Origin of the sequence: Corynebacterium sp. KPL2825 (genome assembly GCF_037908445.1) — a bacterium.
In the GTDB taxonomy this organism is placed as follows: domain Bacteria; phylum Actinomycetota; class Actinomycetes; order Mycobacteriales; family Mycobacteriaceae; genus Corynebacterium; species Corynebacterium kefirresidentii.
This window is the reverse complement of record NZ_JBBMGI010000001.1, coordinates 50,740-69,529: the sequence shown is the minus strand read 5'-3', so window position 1 is coordinate 69,529 and position 18,790 is coordinate 50,740. Positions and strand designations below refer to the sequence as shown.

Genomic DNA, 18,790 nt, shown 5'->3' with positions numbered 1-18,790 from the left:
CACCCGCTCCTCGGCCGGATACTGCGTAGATTTTTCTCAGATAAACCCGCACCCTTTCCCGCCTGGCGGGTGATCTTCATCTATCCTGGAATGCGTGTCTGCGAATTTGAAAAAACATCTAGCAACGTTGTCGAAGCGTGGCCGCAACCGAGTTTTGGTTGGCGACCTTGACTATGCCGGAATCACCGGCAAGGTTTATACCCCCGCGGAGGGCCAGAGCCTGCCCGCGGTGGCTTTTGGCCATGACTGGATGCACAAAATTAAGGATTACCACGCCACCCTGCGCCACCTGGCTAGCTGGGGCATCGTCGTGGTAGCCCCCGATTCTGAGACCGGCCCCTTCCCCGACCACCGCAACCTAGCTGCGGATATGGAATCCGCGTTGCAGATTGCCGCCGGGGTAAAGCTAGGCTCCGGAAACATTACGGTCTCCCCGGGCAAGCTCGGCATGATTGGCCACGGCATGGGCGGTGGCACCGCCGTGTTAGGAGCCTTGGATAACAAGAAGGTTAGCGCCGTCGCCGCTATTTATCCCTCAGTCACCTCCCCCTCTGCGGTGCAGGCTGCCCGCCGCATTGACACCCCGGGCCTAGTCATCGGTTCCGGCCAGGAAGACATCTTCAATGCTGGCAACCCTGCCAAGCTCGCCCATAATTGGAATGGCCCGGTGTGCTTCCGCGCCATCGACAAGGGCACACACGCCGGCTTCACCGAAGATCGTCTGCGCAAGCTGGCCATCGGCACCTCCGCTTTCCAGTCTGGACCCACCGAAATCGCCCGCGGCTTGGTCACCGGCTTCCTGCTGGCCACCCTAAATGACGATTCCACTTACGCCGCCTTTGCAGATCCAGAAGCAAGCGCAAAGAAGGTCGAAAGCTTGGTAGGCGAGGACCTGGCTGAGCGCGCCGGAGTTACCCGGGACGCTTAAGGCTTTAGCCTCGCCGCAGCACAGATTGCACCTGCCCCGACGCGTTTCGTGAACGCGCCGGGGCAGCGCCATATCGGGGCCTGGGCGCCGCTGCTTGTCGACGCCCCACTTGCCCCTTCTCCCTCCGTGCCTCCTGCATGGCCTTATCCGCGGATTTTTCAAGCTCGTCTTGCGCTTTCGCCAGCGTTTTTTCAAATTCCAGCAAGCGTTTAGCCGTCCTTTCTCGAAAGCCCTGCGCAAACTCTGCGAAATCATTATTCATTACCACTGCCCTGCCTTTCGTGCCTTAATGGATGGTTCTTCTGGCGCGGGTCCTGCCTCTGGCTGGGGCGCTGGCGCCGGCGCAGGTGCTGGGTCGGGAGCTGGTGCTGGCTCAGGAGCCGGTTCTGGGCCCGGCTGAGGCGCTGGCGCAGGTGCCTGTTCAGGCGCCGGTGCTGGGGCTGGTGTCTCCGCTGCACCAGCGGCTTGGAGGTGCGCCACCTTTTCCGGTGGCGGCGTTGGCTCCTCTACCTGAGACAGCTCTGGGGGCGGTGTTATGACTCCGTCATCACCAGTCGGTTCAGGTTCAGGGCAAGGCTCCGGTTCGGGCTCTGGCTTAGGCTCAGGGCAGGGATCAGGTTCTGGCTCAGGTACGGGATCGGGTTCGGGTTCTTGCACCGGCCAATCCAGTTCGGACATGTTCTCCAAGCACTGTGCAGCGCCTTCCACAATGAGGCCCACGCCCACCAATGCGATTCCAGCTCCGACCAAGCCGAGGCTACCGCTACAGGAGGATTCGATCTCACAGACTTCTGAGCTGGTCTGGGTAGTAGTGACACATTCTTCAGTACTCTCCCCGGTATTCTCTGGGCACAGTGGTTCTTCGCTTGTGTCCGTTTCAGAAGCGGGTTCGGTTTCCATTTCTGGCTTGGGCTTCGGCTCTGGATGAGATTCTGGTTCCGGGCACGGCTCTTCTACCTGCTGCGGCTGTTCCGGTGCTTCCTGCGGCGGAATGATCTCCGCCTGCGCCGGCCTAGTGGTCTCTACTTCGCGCTCCGACTGTACTGGCCGCTCGGTGTTTGATTGCTCGGTGCACTCACAGCAGTGGCACCCAGCACCATGCTCTGATGAGGTCTCCGTGTGCATTTCCGTCTCGGCTGCAGGCTCCGGTGCAGGGCATGCCTCAGGTGGAGTAGGCGTTGGTGAAAGAGGCGTCGGTTGTGGTGGAACGGAGGTGGCGTGGTGTGATTCCGGCTTGGAATCAGGCTCCGGCATCGGTTTGGGCACAGGTGGGCACTCCACTTGCGCAGGCTCGGTGGGCCGCGATGGCGGGCACTCATCCTTTGGCATCGGATTCGTGGGAGGTGGAGCGTCTGGGCACTTCTCTACGGGTGCCGGGCAGGCTTCATCTGCAGGTTTAGCCGGCGTCGGGCATTCTTCCGGCATCGGGCGCTCACAGACGCACTCACAGCGCGATTCGAACTCGCTATAACAGGATTCGATCGCATCATCGCGGTCGCGGCAGGTGCTGGCGATATTGTGATTTGTCTCCTCAATAATTTGCCCCCCGATCGTGGAAAGAATCGGGATGATGAACCTGGCTAAAGGGTGTTTGGTGGCGACCATGGACAAAATATTTAACAGTGGGATGACCGCAGAGACGAGCTCGGTAAGGGCCGTGTCAGAGACATCAACGACGTCAGCAATAGCGCCTGAGCACTGCTCCGCCGAGCTAGTCAGATGTGCGGCATCTTGGCGGTCAATGTCGAAGTCTTCCTGCACGCCGCACAGGTGCTCACGCATGGCGCCCTGAGCAACCTCGGAATCATCCTGCTGCAAATAGCCCGCTAGTTCAGCACCGCCTCCCTTCGGGCGATTGCCGCCCACGGCCGCAACGGTATTTTTCACCAAATTTTCGGGCGCAATGCCATCAACCGCACCGACTAACTCTCCTAGTAGATTCATCGGCATGCTGGGGCCCGAGTAGCTGCCCAGGCAGGCGAATTGGAATTGAGAAATAGCGTTAGAGTAGTCCCCCAACAGGGATTTTGTCAGCGTACTCACTTGCTGCCAGCCTCCCTACCGCGTGCAAAGGAGCTGCCAAAGGACTCATCAAAATCGGCGAAGGCGCGCACCTGTTCATGAGCGGCGTGGGCGGTGGCGGATAAATTATCCAACCTCTGCCCGCCGCGCTCATGGATGCGCGCCAAGACATCACGAATGCGCTCACCGTGGCCGCCAAAATTGCGTCCAGCCGCGGCCACCGGAAAATCCGGTACCTCGGCCCGGTGGGCATCGCGTTGCTCGTCGTTATCGGCTACGACCTGCCGTAGTGCGGACATCGCCTCCAAGGGGCGAAGAAAAACCTCAGACACTTGTGTATTCCCCCAAATCCATATGCGGTAAAAGTTCTCACCTTCATTGGACTGGGGATTGCGCCAAATGGTTCCCTCGGATTATAAAAATCTTCCACACTAAGCGGTGACTCTAGACCGAAGAAACGATGGCGGAAAGCCTCCCTGCAACCTTGCGGGCCTGCTCCTTGTCCGCAGCCTCTACCATGACGCGGAAAACTTCCTCGGTGCCGGAAGGTCGCAGCAGGACGCGGCCGGTCTCGCCGAGTTCTTCCTCGGCCTGAGCGATGGCTTCTTGTACTTCGGGGGCATCCATGATGACGCCCTTATCAGAAACCGGCACGTTGATGAGCACCTGCGGTAGCACGGTCATTACCGATGCTAATTCCTTTAGGGACTTCCCGGACTTGGCCATGCGCGCCATGATAGACAGGCCGGTAAGGGTGCCGTCGCCGGTCGTGCAATCATCCGTCAACACCACGTGGCCGGACTGCTCGCCGCCCAAGGAGAAATCGCCGCGGTTGAGCTCTTCTAGAACATAGCGGTCGCCTACTGCGGTGTGACGCACCTCGATGCCTTGTTCCTGCATCGCCAGCTTCAGGCCTAGGTTGGACATCACGGTTGCTACCAAGGTGTTATAGCGCAGGTCATTATCATCCTTCATGCCCACGGCCAACAGCGCCATAATCTGGTCGCCGTCAATCACATTGCCCTCGGCGTCCACAGCCAAGCAACGGTCGGCGTCACCATCGTGGGCCAGGCCCAAATCGGCGCCATGCTCGACGACGGCCGCCTGTGCCTTTTCAATATGCGTCGAACCGCAGTCCTCATTGATATTAAAGGCGTTCGGCTCATTGTGGATAGCAATAACCTCAGCCCCGGCCGCCTCATAGGCGATGGGAGCAACCTTGGAGGCCGCACCATTGGCGGTATCTACGACCACCTTGATGCCGCTCAAATCCGTGGAGACCACTTCCTTTAAATGGTTGAGGTAGCGCTCGCGTCCGTCTGGCGCCTCCGAAATGATGCGCCCCAACTTGGTGCCAGTCGGGCCGTCCTCAGTGAGGTTTTCCATAGTGGCCTGAATCTTGTCTTCTATTTCGTCCGGTAGCTTCTTGCCGCCGGCGGAGAAGAACTTAATGCCGTTATCCGGCATAGGGTTGTGGGAGGCAGAAATCATTACGCCGAGATCCGCGCCATAATCATCCGTCAGGTAGGCAATCGCCGGGGTCGGCAACACGCCCACGCGCACCACGTCAACGCCGCGGGAGGCCAAACCGGAGGCAATCGCCGCATCCAGCATCTCGCCGGAAACGCGCGGGTCGCGACCAATAATGGCCAACGGCCGACGCTCATAGGATTCCCGCTGGGCGGTGAATACCTCCGCAGCGGCCTGGCCTAGTTGCAAGGCCAGAATCGGAGTCAGCTTCTTGTTCGCGAGGCCGCGAACGCCATCGGTTCCAAAAAGTCGAGTCATGCAGTCAATTATGCATGCCTGTGCCCAGCGATTGCATGTTGGGGCAGTTTAGGCGAAATCAAGCTTTTGGTTTATCGACAGGTTGAGCAATATTCCTTCCACCCGCGCTTCCATAAAACGACGAAAGCCGCCTCCTCCAAAAGGGAAGCAGCGGCATTCTCGGCGTTTGCGCGCGCAGTAGAAGCGAGATTAACGCTTGGAGTACTGCGGTGCGCGACGTGCCTTGTGCAGACCAGCCTTCTTACGCTCAACTGCACGAGCATCACGGGTGAGCAGACCAGCCTTCTTGAGGGCGGTGCGGTCACCTGGGTTGTAGATGTTCAGTGCACGAGCGATAGCCAGACGCAGGGCGCCAGCCTGACCGGTTGGGCCGCCGCCGTTGACGGTGACCTTGAGGTCGAACTGGTTCTCACGCTCCAGCAGGGTAAGCGGCAACAGGATGTCCTGCTGGTGCAGCTTGTTCGGGAAGTACTCGCCGAACTCGCGGCCGTTAACCACGATCTGGCCGGAGCCAGCAACGAGGCGAACACGAGCGACGGCGCGCTTACGGCGTCCGACGGTCTGGATCGGGCCCTCGTGTACCGGAGCGGCAGCCTCAACCTCTTCGGTCTCGGCCGGTGCGATGGAATCACCGATGGTGTTGGTGAACTCTTCGGTAGCGGCGCTTGCTGCAGCGATGTCAGCAGCGTCGGCTACGTTGTTGTCGATGTTCTGCTCAGACATTACTGTGCCACCTGCTTAAACTCGAAGGTTTCCGGCTTCTGGCCGGCGTACGGGTGCTCTTCGCCTGCGAAGACGTGCAGCTTCTTGATGGAAGCGCGGGAGAGCTTGTTGTGCGGCATCATGCCGGCAACGGCTTCTTCGATAACGCGAACCGGGTTGGCGTCCAAAGACTGACCCAGGGTCATGGACTTCAGGCCGCCCGGGTAGCCGGAGTGACGGTAGCGCATCTCGCGGCCGCGCTTAACGGAAGAAACGTGGATCTTGTCAGCGTTGAGGATGATGACGTGGTCACCAGCGTCAACGTTCGGTGCGAACTGTGGCTTGTGCTTGCCGCGCAGCAGGTCTGCAACGGTGGAAGCGAGCTTGCCCAGCACCACATCAGTAGCGTCGATGACGTACCACTTGCGGGTGATGTCACCGCTCTTTGGGTGGAAAGTAGACAATTTGACTCCTTGAAAGTCTGTCTCGGAACTGCCGGCCAGCGCTAAGCATCCATCCACTCCCGTACAGCGGCCGGTGGAGACCTGCAGGGAGCGCTTCGTCAGCTGCTAACCGACGAGCGAACACATAGGTCTCCTACCCTACTTGCTGACCCGCTCGAAAACCAAAACGCCGAAACCGGTACCTTCCGCGGCTCAAACGGAAGGTACCGGCTCGTGGGTGTGGGCTAGAAAGGTACGACTTGAAAAGGTGGAAGAGAGGAAAAGAGGTGTTGGTCAAAAAGTGCTCACGCTGCAATCTTTTGCCAAGACTGCGGCTGCGTCCGCCTCCTGCCACTCAAGTGTGGTCAGTGGCACCGCAAGCTCGGCCAAGACAGTCTGAAACAGTGCAGGCGGGGCGCGGATCTAACCCCAGCTTGCGGCGGCGCGACGATTGACGTCACTCATTGCATCATTGCCCTGAGAGACGGTCTTGGAGATGGTCGCGAGCACGGTATTGAGTTCCTGAGATGCCTTGTCCCACTTGGCCTGTGCCTGGTTATAAGCCACTGCGGACTCGCCCTCCCAAGTGCTCACCATCGGCTGCAGCCGCGCCTTCAGGTCTGCCAAGGTGCTGTTGATGCGACCTGAGGTAGCGTTGATATCAGCTGCGGCGGAAGAAATGGCACCGAATTCGTACTTGATCTCGGACATGTGGTGGTGGATTCCCTTCTGTGAATCTATAGGTTTTGGTCAGTGGACTAGAGAACTGTGCAGTGCGGTTTAGAGGGCGAGGCCGCCACCAACATTGGAGAATGCCTGGGCGTTTTCTGCTTCCACGTTGTCGAAGTTGTGGGCGTTGCTGCGGATATTGTCAGAGATAGAGGCCAATGCCTCGCGCAGCTGTTGTGCAGAGGTGTTGTAGCGCTGCATCAGGTCATCGAAAGAGACCTGGGCTTGGCCTACCCAGCTTCCGCGCACAGAGTCGACGACTCCCTGCAGGCGGGTGAGCTCGCCTTGGACTTCATCATTGGTGTTATCGACTTTGCCGGCGGTGGCAACCATGACATCGGCTTGTGTCTTGAAAGTCTGAGACATAAGAGTGCGCCCCTCCTTAGGGCGGATGAGATTGTGTATATTCCCCCGAAAAAGCATCTGTGCTTTCTCATCTTTATTGGACTGAACTTTCCACCAAACGGTTCCCGCCTGGGGCAAAGTTTTTAAGACTATTTTTTGACCAGGCTTTCCGTAGCCATGCGGCAGGCTGCCTTTTGCACAGCATTGGAATTGTGGCGGGTATGGCACCCCACAGACATCTGATGCCCACGGTCTTCCCAGGTAGTCCACTCCACCAAAGAGCCGTCCCCTGGGTCTTCGGTATAGCTCAGGCGCCCGGCCTTATCGGTGGCATCGCGTAGCGCCGGGTCTTCGTCGACCTGCGCGCGGATTTCTTTAAAAAGTGCATCCGCCGGAACGTTAAACATTTCATCCGCCGCCAATAGGATACGCAGGTTCGGATCCTCCCCGGTGGCGGTAACCAACCCATCTTCTACCTTGGTATGAAACCCGGTGGGAACGACCACAAACATCCCCTCAATATCTAGATGCTTCTCCCCTGGATTTAATTCGTTACCACCTGGTTCTGCAGTATCCACGGCACTGGACTCTGGCGAGTTGGGCACGGATTCCATTGCGCTGTCGCGGCCCGGCTGTGCGGCGCGTGGTTGTGGGCGGGAATCACCTGAGGCGGCATCACTGTCTGCTGAATCTCGTGCGCCGATAGCCCACCAGGAAGCTCCGGCAACGGCAATAATGACCACTGCAATTGCGAGGTGGAAGATATCAATAGCCCCGAGCCAACCGCGCAGCCGGTCGGACCAGCTTGGTGTTACTGGCTCATCATAGGCTGGCGCTTCCATCACTCTGGTGGGAGAAGCTGGTTCCGCAATCTCCGTAGCCGGATGAGTAGGGGTTCCAAATGAGGTTGACGTAGCTAACGAGGAGATAGCTGGTTCTGGGTCAATGAGCCGCACCCCGGTGACTTCCAATTGCCGGCTGACAATGGTGGTGGCCTCCTGCGCAATGTCCGTGCCGGACGAGTCTGCCACCACGCAAGCTTCCACGTCGGGCCAGGACGGCCCGGCCAACTTTGAAATCTGATCCATGACCTGCCCCAAAGCCCAACCTTCCACGATGCCGGTACCCGGCAGGTCGTAGCGGTATACCGAATCAGGCCCTTCAAAAATGGTGGCCGCGTCTAGGATCGTGACGGTAATTGGTACAGCGTTAGTCTCCCCACCGTCAGTGATTGGGGCGCCGGTATGCGAATTCGCGCTGAGGTTGGTGGTCATTTACTTCTCTCCTTCTGGGTACACCACTTGGGCGACGCCGAGGTTTTCACCCCGGATGCTCCACTGACCGCGGCCGGGTGGTTGTTGGCTGGGTTTAAGGCCAAAGATGGTGCCTTCGTCCCGGTCGGCGTCGAAAAGCAGCAACGCTGGTTGAAGATCGCGCACTGCAGAGAAGAATTGGCCGAAAAGGGCGCGGCCAATGCCACCGGACTTGCGAGCGACGATGAGATGCAGGCCAATGTCGCGGGCGTGCGGGAGTAGCTCCAGGAGCGGTGAAAGGGCAATATCGCTCAGCAGGTCCGCATCGTCGATGACTAAGTAGATATCTGGGCCCTTCCACCAGTCTCGTGCGGCGAGCTGCGCTGGGGTAATATCCGGGCCCGGCAGGCGGGATTCCAGTGTCCGGACAGTATCGAGAATGGTCTCTTGTGCACTTGTCTGCGTTGCGGCATAAGCGGCAACCATGTCTTGGTTCAAAGTTCCCAAGTGGGCCCGCCGCTGGTCGATGACCACAAGGCGAGCGTCTTCCCGCGCGAAGGCGCAGATACCGCGCATTATTTGTGCCAAGAAGGTGGACTTGCCGCAACCCTGCGCTCCTATTGCCACTAGGTGCGGCTCGCGCGATGGATTCCACGTCAGCGGATCGAGATCCCGTCCGCCGATGCCCCAGGCGATCTCGCCGTCGGGAATTTCCCCTTGAGTAGCAAGGGCAGACGGGGTGAGTACCGCGGGCAGCATCTTGAGTTGCGGAACTGGATCGGCTGCGGTATGAACGCGGCAAATGTGGGCGATGTCCTGGTTTGATGTGCGAGCTAGGAGCATATTCTCTCCGGCCAAGGTGAGCCCGCGGCCCGGCGCGCTGGGTAGCTTCTGCTGCAACTTGCGGTCAATAAGCGAATCCAAGGACTCACCAAGGCGCAGCTCAAGTCGGTTCGCTATGAGATCGCGGATAGCGGGGCGCATCGTGGTCCACCGCGAGGTGGCAATGACGACATGCACGTGGGCAGAGGCGCCATCGGCGACTATCTCTGTGACTTTCTCCGCTATGTCTTCAAACTCCGCGCTGGAGGTGCCAATGTGGTGCCAGCCATCGATGACGAGGAAAGTTGCGCACTGTTCCGGGCGGCGAACAAGACCGGCTACTTCGTCCACAATGCGCCGCACCTTTTCCCCCTCCTCACGCCCGGCAACTCCGGCAACGTGGGGCAGTCTCTCCAGAGACGCTAGCTGACCGCCACCCAAATCGATGACGTAGAAGCGTGCCGCCTTGGGGCTATGCCGTAGCGCCAGAGCCGAGACGATGGTGCGCAGCGCACTTGATTTTCCTGACTGCGGGCCGCCGCATAAGGCCATGTGCCCGCCGTGCTGGTGGAAATCAATTATCAGCTCATCTTGGCGTTGGTAATACGGTCTATCAATAATGCCGACGGGAGCCAGCAGCGTCCCGTTACCTGCAACAGACGACGAGGCGCCCACGTCCGCTCCGCTAGACAGTCCGGGTAATGCAGATAGCTCAATGACCGGTGGTAGCGGCGGCAGCCAGATACGGTGCGCCGATTGATCACGCAATCGGGCTTCTTCTGCCGCGGCACGCACGACCTCGCTAAGCACAGTGGTGGTGTCATCGAGAACAACCACAGGGCTAGTGCTTTCTTCCTCCTCTGCCCAACCTCGAAAGAACTGCACGCGGCCGCGGGCTACGGCGGGTCCGTCCCCATGAGCTTCAGCTATCGCCCGGCGCGGCACGGGCCCAGAAACATAGGAGGCTTGGAAACGAATCAACGCCTCGGCATCAGACTTGAGGTAGCCCGCGCCGGGTTGGCCGGGCAAATGGTAGGCATCGGTCACGCCCAATACTTGACGGGATTCCGCCGAAGAGAAGGTTTTTAGCCCGATTCGGTAGGACAGGTGGGAATCCAGCCCCCGCAACCGGCCTTCTTCAAGTCTTTGAGAGGCTAAAAGCAGGTGCACGTGGAGACTGCGCCCCAAGCGGCCAACGGCAACGAAAAGTTCCGCAAAATCAGGGTGCTGGCCCAAAAGCTCCGAGAACTCGTCAACAACAATGACCAAGGCGGGCAGTGGCCCGTGCTCGCGTACTGCAGCGGCGGAAGCGTTGTACTCGCTGACGTTGGCGAAGTTTCCGGCGGTGCGCAACAACTCTTGGCGGCGGTTCATCTCACCGGAGATGGCATCGTACATGCGCTCTACCAGCGTAGATTCCTCTTCCAAGTTAGTAATCACTGCAGAGGTATGCGGCAGGTGGTCACATCCTAAGAAAGTAGCGCCGCCTTTGAAATCCACCAGTACGAGGTTCAGCTCGTCCGGACTATGGGTAGCTGCAAGCGCGGTGACGAGGGTGCGTAGGAGCTCCGACTTGCCGCTGCCGGTCGCGCCGATGCACAGGCCATGCGGGCCCATGCCACCGTGGGCAGATTCCTTAAGATCCACCGTGACGGGTTGGCCGACCGTATCGATGCCGACGGGCACCATGAGGCGCGCCGAGCCTTCTCGGCCATGCCACATGCCGCTGGCCGCTAGTTCTTCCACGTCGCGATAGCCTAAAAGGCCCATGAGGTCACTTCCATGGCGGCCAGAGGTGCTATCGGGCCGGCGAAAGGAAGCCATGCTGCGCGCAAGCAATGTCGCAGCGGCCACGCTCATTCCATCGGGAGCCCCTAGTTCTTCCACCCCGGCTGCGGTGACTACCTGCAAGTGCTCCCCTGCCACCAGGCTTAGGCCTTCGTGCTCGGCACGTACCCCCAGCGCCGAAGACGGCGCCCCTGCGACCTCGATGATGGTGGTGTAGGAATCATCGTGGAAAAAATCCTCGGTTCCCGTTGTCAGCACGCCGTCGACAATGAGAATGCGAAAGCGTGCCTTCTCCGGCGTGCGAGCGTGGGGCAGCCACTTTAGCCATTCCCACTGCCCACCACGAGCTTCAATGCCGCAAGCTTCTGGGCCATGCGCCAATGCCATCTGGAGGACCATAGCGCGCACCATATCGCGGGCGGGATCCGCAGGCTCTTCACCTCGCGTCGACGCCGTACCGGAAACAGAAAGAAAGCGAAAAGCCTGCAATTGAATAACCACCGGCATATCGGGCACGGTACCCACCGCTTTGATGGTCTGGCGCATGCTCACTGCGCACACTGGGTCTAAGTCCTCGGTGGCTCCAGAATCCGGCACGTTGATGGGAGTGCACAGCGTGGTAGGCCCAGTTCCTACGCGTACCTCGAGGGCGTCTGAGTCATCGGGGCCGCGCTCCCACATACGACGCGAGCCTATCAGCGCACTTAGCTCTTCCGGTGCGGGGTGGCGATAGTTCTCATGTGCGCGCTGCGCAGAAGCGTTGCATAGGGCCTTTTCCCGTAAGGCTTTGATGTGGCGCAGGTAGGTGCGTCGGGTTTCATCAGGATCCTGCCCGCTGTTATTGGGCCCAAACATCATGGCCATGCTCGCCAGCATCATCAGCGGAAACATCAAGGCCATCGGGCTTATCTGCCGGGAATCTCCCGCACCAAGCACCATAAGGGCGACCATGCCAAGCATCGCCGCAATCATCACCACCGGAAGAAGCAGCCGCACCAGCGGTACCGGTTGTGGGCGTACTGCCTCTGGGACCTCCTCGGCCTCAATGCTCCCGGCGGGCAGCGGCGGTGCAGCATCCCGCAATGGCATGGTCAACGGCTCAATTACACGGGTATCCCCGATCCCAAGCATGCTTAGGTAACCTCCCCCGAGCCACGCGCCAGCGCCCTTAGCCCCCTGCCAAGATTCCCCGCGCTGCGGTGGACACGTCGCCACTAGTAAGCCACAATATGTGGCATTGGGCAAGGGGGACGCCCACAATCCATTGACTTTCGGGGGAATAATGACTATTGCTACAGCGCACCACCTGCGCCTTACCATCCGCATTCACGCCGGTACATTCCACAAAGAGGCGGACGTGGCACTACCGTTGAGTTCCAGCGTGGGCGAGCTTTTGGCTGAAATCACGGACTTAGTGGATGCGCCCACGATTTCCGAGCCCTGGCGCGCCAGTACTGTTTCTGGCCGCGCTATCGATCTCACCGCCCCGCTGGCCGCCACTCCACTTACCGAAGGCGCCATCCTGGTTATTAGTCCGCGCGAGCGCCGCCCTGCGCCGGTGATTCGAGATGCAGCAGAATCGCTTGCCGCCGCGGCCGAGGAGGATACTACCGCTGCCCTTCCTGTTGTTTGGGCGTGGGGAGGGCTACTTGCCGCCTTCGCTTTGCTCTGGGTTAGCACCCTTCCCCTTGCTGCGTGGGCGGCGCTGGCCGCAGGAGCGCTTTTGCTCGCCCTGTGGATCCGTGTCCTGTCGCTGGTGCACCTTAGCTTGGTGGCCAGCATGGCGTGCGGCTGGGTGATAATTTCGCCCTCGCTGGATGAGGCGCCGTTTGCCGCATTTACTGCCTGTTTCACCCTGCTCATCGTGCTACTTGCTTGCCACGTCACCGGGTTAAGCACGGTTCGCACCAGCTCTGCGGCACTCACTGTCTCGGCTCTCATCTTCATCGCGGCATTGGGGTATCTGCTGCCCGGACCAAGGGCAGGGCTACACGCCAGCCACGGTACGGCGGCCGCTGCCTGTGTCATCATCGCCGGCATTATTATGCTGGCCACTGCCCCTGCATTGAGCATTGCTACTGCTGGCCTCAAGGTTCCGCAGCTGCCCACGGCCGGCCAAGATCTTGTGGTATCCGATGCTAGCCAGCCGGATGTCGATAGCCGCGCGTGCCGCGCCAGCAGCGCCTACGAGGGAATGTGCTGCGGCCTGTCACTCTGTCTTATTCCGGCGCTCATCGCTCTCTCGTTTACAGGCAGTGGTCCGGCTCTATCACCGACCCATGGCGCGCCTGATTCTCTCACCGAGTACATTTCGGTGCTTTTTGGAACAGAGGGCTCCGGCGCGGGCTTCGTCCAAGCACTCTGTGTTACTTCCGCGGGTGCCGTAATGATGCACGCCTCCCGGCACGGTCGTGCGCTAGCCAGTTGGGCACTCATGGTTTTGGCAATTGCCGCGTGCCTGGCTACTTGTCTCTGTGCCACCCACGCGATAGTAGATTCCGGGCTTGCACATGCTTGGGCACCGGCCTTGATTTCCGGTCTCGTTCTCATCGCTATGATTAGCGCCCCGCTGTGGGCGTCCAAGGTGGCGGGGCTAGAGCCCACCACCATCGCTTGGTTTGAGCGCATCGAATCCCTAGCTATTGCCGCCAGCTTGCCACTCGCCGCCCACCTAACCGGCGTTTTCATGCTCATCAGGGGTATCGGATGATGCGCAGTCTACCTACTACATTGTGGATAAGCCCGGCGCTTCTTGCTTGCGTAGCTGTGGCAATACTTCCCGTTACCTTAGGTGCTGCGGCATTAGTAACCGCTCCCGATGCGACCGCGCGTGAACCGGACCGCGAATGCGCAATCGCGCATTCCTCACCGCTTTCGCCCCAACCTAGCGAGGATCAGCTCAACTACCGCGCCCGTCTGCACTCCTTTGCCACCGGGGAGGGCGTAAAGGTTGCCGTTATCGATACCGGCGTGGCTACCCACGATCAGCTGCGGCACCTCAGCGGTGGCGCGGACCTTATCGCGCCGGAGGAACCGGAGCCGCACCGCGACTGCGACCTGCACGGCACCGTCGTAGCCGGTATCATCGCCGGCCACGATATCGGTATCGCGCCACGGGCGGAAATCTACGCTGTGCGCCAAACCAGCGCGCATTATCGCCAAGAGCGAGAAGACAATACCACCGGCTCGCTAGATACCTTGGCCCAAGCGATTGATGACGCCGCCGATGCCGGCGCCCGCATCATCAATATCTCCGTTGTTTCTTGCGTCCCGCCGGATGTGGCCGCCCAGGTGGATACTTCCCGGTTGGACGGTGCTTTAGCACATGCGGAAGAATCTGGATCCGTGGTAATTGCCGCATCCGGCAACGCTTCTTCCGGTAGCTGCGAGATGGGTGACCGAGTATTTCCAGCGGATTCGCCCACAGTGCTCTCAGTAAGCGCCCAAGCGGATTCGCACGAGCTCGCTGACTACTCTCTGACTTCGGCGGATGGCCCACAACTGGCCGCGCAAGGATTTGTACCACTCGCGCTCAATCCCGCCGGCGGATGGGCCGACGGCAAAGAGGGTACGGACGGCACGTCACAATTTCACGGCACCTCCTTTGCCGCGCCGGTAGTCAGCGGCACGGCGGCCCTACTGGCGCAGCGTTTCCCCGATGACAGCCCGGCCGCCCTGCGTAAACGCTTAGAAGACGCCGCGGAGCCGGGACACGGATTCGTCGACCCGCTCACGGTGCTCACCCACGTGGAATCATCCACGCTCGGAGATACCCGAGCAATGGCTATCCGCCCCGCCGAAAAGAGCACATCACGCGCACCTATGCACAGTGCATGGGTACTCGGCGGGTTGGCGTTGGCGCTAGCCGCGTGGGCAACGTGGCGCGGGCTGTGGTCTAAGAGCTGACCTGCAGCGCCTGCTCCCGGCTAAGCGCCGAGCCTTCCGGCAGCAAACGCAGAATCTCCCAGGGCACCCGCGCGCCTACACCAGTGCCCAGCGCCTCTAAGGTCTCTTTATCCTTGACCTCGTGCCGCTGACCCGTTGGTGCAACCACGTGGTAGCCATGACCGCTATCTACTCCTACGCCTCCACCGTTGAGACCACCAAAGCGATTCGCCACCGCCTCACCAGCCAAGGCTACGGTACCCGCTTGAGCAGGTACCACTTCCCCGCCGCCCTCATTACTCGCACACATCCAACCATCGTCTGGGCTCACAAAGCGGAAAGTGGTGGAGGGAAGGTTGAGGTTTAAGGGGACGTCGGCAAGCGCAGCAATTTCCTGGGCCGTGGATGTCGCTGTCTTGGCGCCTAAGCCGATAAGCATCTGCGCCTGCGTGGGCGTAAGCTCGGCGACGCCATCGGGTGTGCGTGCCCATAGGCCCTGGCCTGTGTCTACAACCTCCGGCGGCTGCGTCGGAAAATTCAGCGGAGGCAACTCCGCAAAAGCATTGAGCAGTTCAGGCGGCATGGGCCAGACGTGGGTGCCGTCATCCACACCAATCGCGCGGCGCACCACACGCCCCTGGGTGCTAGAGGGATCAGGCAACGCCACCCGGCCGTCCTGAGTAATAAGCCACTGCGTGCCTTCGGTCTCCACCAATGCGGCGCGCTCCGGCCCCAGGCCTTCCTGGTCGGGCTCGGCAAGCACGATGACCTCTTGTGCAGCAACCTGGTGGCCGCCGATGCTAGTCGGGTTTTCCGCCCCTGAGGACTCCTCTTTACCTGCCAAACAGGCCGCCCAGCGCTGCTGCGGAGTCTCGCTGGCAGCCGCAAGGTACCCCGGGGCATCCGCGATCCCTACCGGGGACCCCAGAAGCGCGTCGTGCAGGTGTTCATCCCCTATCGCCTGAGCCTCGGCAGCCTGACCGGCGATGATGCGCGCAGAAGCCAAGTTGAAGACTGGGTGGTAGGTATCATTGACATCCACAAATAGCTGGCCTTGCTTCGAGCGCACGATGGGCGCATCACCCGGCTGTGGGCTCGGTTGCAGCCATGCGAGCATGCCGGAGCCCACCGCAAGGAAGGCTACGCCCACTCCGCCGAAAAGCAGGGCCTTGCGCCGCCTTGCCAAAGGATCATGAATCATCCTGATATCGCCCAATACGAGCCCGTGCTCGACGCGGCGGCGCAGAAATTTATGCCCCGAAACTTGGGCCTTAGTAGTAGGCAGCGGACGTGCCATGATTTTCCCCCGAAAAGTCTGTGTACACCCAGAACACAGGCTATCCCAGGTAGGCTCCTACCGCCACCTGGAAAGCTAGTCGGCGCTGCGCCGTTCCCGAGTAGCCTCGGCGCGGGCGGCCAGCTGATCCGCCGCCGGGTAATCCACGGCCACCAGAGAAAGCCCTTTCGCCGGAGCCACGGGGATGCTGGAGGAGCGTTTGGTCTCGTGGAGCAGCGCTGCGGCGAAGTCGGCATCGCGGCGCCCCTCCCCTACACGCAGGCAGCACCCCACCAAGGACCTAACCATCGACCAGCAAAACGCATCGGCGCTCACGCGGGCCTCGAAGAGCTCTGGTTCCTCAGGCGTTGAAATATCCCGCCAGGAGAACTCTTGCAGCTCACGAATGGTCGTGGCATTCGGCTTAGCTTTGCAGAAGGCCGCGAAGTCATGCAGGCCTACCAACGCGGTGGCGGCCTCCTGCATGGCATCGATATCCACTGGCTTTATCCACTCGGCGGTATCCCGCGCACGCGTCGGCAAAGCGCCCCGCGGGCTGGTAGTAATCCGGTATACATAATGCCTGCGCAACGCCGAGAAACGCGCATCAAAGCCCGCGGGCGCAAACTCGCAGCTATGTACCCGCACGTCTTCAGGCAAAAGCTTTGCTAACCGACGCACCAGCTTCCCCGGTTCCCCCGCCACTGAGCGCTGCTCCAGCATCTCTTTGGGAACGTCCACGTGGGCAACCTGGCCACGCGCATGGACCCCGGCGTCCGTCCGGCCGGCGACCGTTAGCGGTACCTTTGCGCGGGCAATCATCGCGAGTGTTTCTTCCAGCACGCCTTGCACGGTGCGCAGACCGCCTTTTTGCTTCGCCCAGCCGTGGAAATCCGTTCCGTCATAGGCCAAGTCCAAGCGCAGGCGCACGAACCCGTCTGCCGGCCCTTCTGCGGTGGTAGATGCTGCAACAGTCATGGTGGGACTCATGCTACCGGAGGCACTTCCCTCGACCAGAGCCGGGCCCAGCTCCCCGTGCACCGTTCGGAAGAGTCCAGAAATAAAAAGCCGCCGCCCTCCCACAAGTGGGAAAGGCGGCGGCAAAGCGCTAAGGCCGAAGGGGAACTACTTCTCCTCGGACTCCTCAGCTGCGGTCTCCTCAGCAGGTGCCTCGGTTTCTGCAGCCTCGTCTGCCTTAGCTTCCTCAGCCTCGGCGGCCTTAGAAGCGGCAGCGCGGGTAGCGCGGTTAGCCTCGGAGGTCACGGTCTCCTCAAGAACGAGGGAGATCTGGGACATCGGGGCATTGTCACCGGTGCGGTTGTCCAGCTTGATGGTGCGGGTGTAGCCACCCTCACGGTTCTCAAATTTCGGTGCGACCTCGTCGAACAGGTAGGAAACGACATCCTTGCGTGGGATGAGCTTCAGCACTGCGCGGCGGTCAGCAACGGTGCCGGACTTAGCCTTGGTGATGATCTTTTCGATGTACGGGCGAAGAACCTTCGCCTTAGCATCGGTGGTCTTGATAGCGCCGTGCTCGATCAGGCTGGCTGCCAGGTTGCTCAGCATGTGAGCCTGCTGCTTGGCGGAGCCGCCGAGACGGGCACCCTTCTTAGGGGTTGGCATTGTGTACTCCTCGTATGCGGTAAAAGTTGAGCGCGCGGCAATTAGGTAATTGCCGCAAGTCAGCGGGGTTCTTTACTCGGAATCCTCAGCAGCCGGGTCCTTGAAGTCACCGGTTTCTGCGTCGTAGCCCTCGAGCTGGGTCGGGTCAAAGTCCTCAGGGGTGTCCTTGAGAGCCAGGCCCAGGTTAGCCAGCTTGATCTTTACCTCATTGATCGACTTCTGGCCGAAGTTGCGGATATCCAGCAGGTCGGACTCGGTGCATTCAGCGAGCTCGCCCACGGTGTGGATCTCCTGACGCTTCAGGCAGTTATAAGAGCGGACGGAGAAGTTCAGGTCCTCGATCGGCATGCCATAAGCAGCGATGTACTCGGTCTCCTGCGGGGAGGGTCCGATCTCGATGCCTTCGGCAGCGTTGTTCAGCTCGCGAGCCAGGCCGAAAAGCTCAACCAGGGTGCCACCGGCGGAAGCCAGTGCATCGCGTGCGGAGATCGAGTTCTTGGTTTCGACGTCGATGGTCAGCTTGTCAAAGTCGGTGCGCTGCTCAACACGAGTTGCCTCGACCTTATAAGAGACCTTCAGAACCGGGGAGTAAATCTGGTCGACCGGGATACGGCCGATCTCACCGGAGGTAGGAGCGGCTGGGACGTAACCACGGCCGCGCTCGACGACGAGCTCAATGTCCAGCTTGGCGGTGTCATTCAGGGAAGCGATGTGCAGATCCGGGTTGTGGATCTCCACGCCAGCCGGCGGCTGGATATCGCCCGCGGTGACATCGCCCGGGCCCTCCTTGCTCAGGTACATAACTACCGGCTCATCAGAGTCGGAAGAAAGCACCATGCTCTTGATGTTCAAGATGATCTCAGAAACGTCTTCTTTCACACCGTTGATGGTGGTGAACTCGTGGAGAACACCATCGATCTTGATGGAGGTTACTGCTGCACCCGGAATGGAAGACAGCAGGGTACGACGCAGCGAGTTACCGAGGGTGTAGCCAAAGCCCGGCTCGAGCGGTTCGATGACGAACTTGGAACGAGACGAGTCGATGAATTCCTCGGTGAGTTGAGGACGCTGGGAAATGAGCATTGCAATTCTCCTTTTCGGCGACCGCTATTTGACGCCGGTAGAGGGGTAAAAATCTTCGGGTTCGAAGATTCCTGGTTCTCCGCCAGGCCATTAAAGGCCTCGC

General features: G+C 60.3%; 17 protein-coding genes. 3 read left to right on the top strand and 14 right to left on the bottom strand.

What is annotated here, in order from left to right; genetic code table 11:
- Window positions 1-94: 94 nt before the first annotated feature.
- Window positions 95-928, top strand: a complete 834-nt coding sequence (locus WMQ00_RS00405; RefSeq protein ID WP_200288258.1) for a dienelactone hydrolase family protein — start codon at window positions 95-97, stop codon at window positions 926-928.
- 4 nt (window positions 929-932) lie between these two features.
- Here WMQ00_RS00405 and WMQ00_RS00400 read toward each other — a convergent pair whose 3' ends face one another.
- From WMQ00_RS00400 to eccCa, 10 genes are all read right to left on the bottom strand, one after another.
- Complete coding sequence (locus WMQ00_RS00400; protein ID WP_034655755.1) at window positions 933-1,190, bottom strand: hypothetical protein; 258 nt, start codon at window positions 1,188-1,190, stop codon at window positions 933-935.
- The gene (locus WMQ00_RS00395; protein WP_200288259.1) at window positions 1,190-2,971 is read right to left on the bottom strand and encodes a hypothetical protein; all 1,782 of its coding nucleotides are present in this window, start codon (window positions 2,969-2,971) and stop codon (window positions 1,190-1,192) included. The genes WMQ00_RS00400 and WMQ00_RS00395 overlap by 1 nt, the downstream gene beginning before the upstream one ends.
- Window positions 2,968-3,282 (bottom strand): hypothetical protein, encoded by a 315-nt coding sequence (locus WMQ00_RS00390; protein ID WP_023020607.1) that lies wholly within the window; start codon window positions 3,280-3,282, stop codon window positions 2,968-2,970. The genes WMQ00_RS00395 and WMQ00_RS00390 overlap by 4 nt, the downstream gene beginning before the upstream one ends.
- A gap of 112 nt (window positions 3,283-3,394) precedes the next feature.
- A complete protein-coding gene (glmM, locus tag WMQ00_RS00385) occupies window positions 3,395-4,738 on the bottom strand; it encodes a phosphoglucosamine mutase (RefSeq protein WP_023020606.1) in 1,344 nt (447 codons plus the stop codon).
- A gap of 189 nt (window positions 4,739-4,927) precedes the next feature.
- Window positions 4,928-5,461, bottom strand: a complete 534-nt coding sequence (gene rpsI, locus WMQ00_RS00380; RefSeq protein WP_023020604.1) for a 30S ribosomal protein S9 — start codon at window positions 5,459-5,461, stop codon at window positions 4,928-4,930.
- A complete protein-coding gene (gene rplM, locus WMQ00_RS00375; RefSeq protein ID WP_023020603.1) occupies window positions 5,461-5,904 on the bottom strand; it encodes a 50S ribosomal protein L13 in 444 nt (147 codons plus the stop codon). The genes rpsI and rplM overlap by 1 nt, the downstream gene beginning before the upstream one ends.
- Window positions 5,905-6,306: 402 nt before the next feature.
- Window positions 6,307-6,594, bottom strand: a complete 288-nt coding sequence (locus WMQ00_RS00370; protein ID WP_005322746.1) for a WXG100 family type VII secretion target — start codon at window positions 6,592-6,594, stop codon at window positions 6,307-6,309.
- A gap of 69 nt (window positions 6,595-6,663) precedes the next feature.
- On the bottom strand, window positions 6,664-6,978 hold the full coding sequence (locus tag WMQ00_RS00365) for a WXG100 family type VII secretion target (protein ID WP_023020602.1): 315 nt from the start codon (window positions 6,976-6,978) through the stop codon (window positions 6,664-6,666).
- Between the two features lie 128 nt (window positions 6,979-7,106).
- The gene (locus WMQ00_RS00360; protein ID WP_200288260.1) at window positions 7,107-8,231 is read right to left on the bottom strand and encodes a type VII secretion-associated protein; all 1,125 of its coding nucleotides are present in this window, start codon (window positions 8,229-8,231) and stop codon (window positions 7,107-7,109) included.
- Window positions 8,232-11,951, bottom strand: coding sequence for a type VII secretion protein EccCa (gene eccCa / locus WMQ00_RS00355; RefSeq protein WP_340440565.1), 3,720 nt, complete (start codon window positions 11,949-11,951; stop codon window positions 8,232-8,234). It lies immediately after the preceding gene.
- A gap of 151 nt (window positions 11,952-12,102) precedes the next feature.
- On the opposite strand from eccCa, the gene eccD reads away from it, so the two are divergent.
- Entirely contained in the window at window positions 12,103-13,530 is a 1,428-nt protein-coding gene (gene eccD, locus WMQ00_RS00350) for a type VII secretion integral membrane protein EccD (RefSeq protein WP_316330891.1), read from the top strand.
- Window positions 13,527-14,726 (top strand): S8 family serine peptidase, encoded by a 1,200-nt coding sequence (locus WMQ00_RS00345; RefSeq protein ID WP_023020598.1) that lies wholly within the window; start codon window positions 13,527-13,529, stop codon window positions 14,724-14,726. Before eccD ends, WMQ00_RS00345 begins: the two co-directional genes overlap by 4 nt.
- Here WMQ00_RS00345 and eccB read toward each other — a convergent pair.
- The 4 genes from eccB to WMQ00_RS00325 form a co-directional block, all read right to left on the bottom strand.
- Window positions 14,716-16,002 (bottom strand): type VII secretion protein EccB, encoded by a 1,287-nt coding sequence (gene eccB / locus WMQ00_RS00340; RefSeq protein ID WP_340440564.1) that lies wholly within the window; start codon window positions 16,000-16,002, stop codon window positions 14,716-14,718. The two genes, WMQ00_RS00345 and eccB, sit on opposite strands and share 11 nt — an antisense overlap.
- A 75-nt stretch (window positions 16,003-16,077) precedes the next feature.
- The gene (truA, locus tag WMQ00_RS00335; protein WP_396335291.1) at window positions 16,078-16,959 is read right to left on the bottom strand and encodes a tRNA pseudouridine(38-40) synthase TruA; all 882 of its coding nucleotides are present in this window, start codon (window positions 16,957-16,959) and stop codon (window positions 16,078-16,080) included.
- Between the two features lie 147 nt (window positions 16,960-17,106).
- Complete coding sequence (rplQ, locus tag WMQ00_RS00330; RefSeq protein WP_023020595.1) at window positions 17,107-17,604, bottom strand: 50S ribosomal protein L17; 498 nt, start codon at window positions 17,602-17,604, stop codon at window positions 17,107-17,109.
- 72 nt (window positions 17,605-17,676) lie between these two features.
- Window positions 17,677-18,687: a DNA-directed RNA polymerase subunit alpha gene (locus tag WMQ00_RS00325; RefSeq protein ID WP_005322760.1), complete on the bottom strand. Its 1,011-nt coding sequence runs from the start codon at window positions 18,685-18,687 to the stop codon at window positions 17,677-17,679.
- Window positions 18,688-18,790 lie beyond the last annotated feature (103 nt).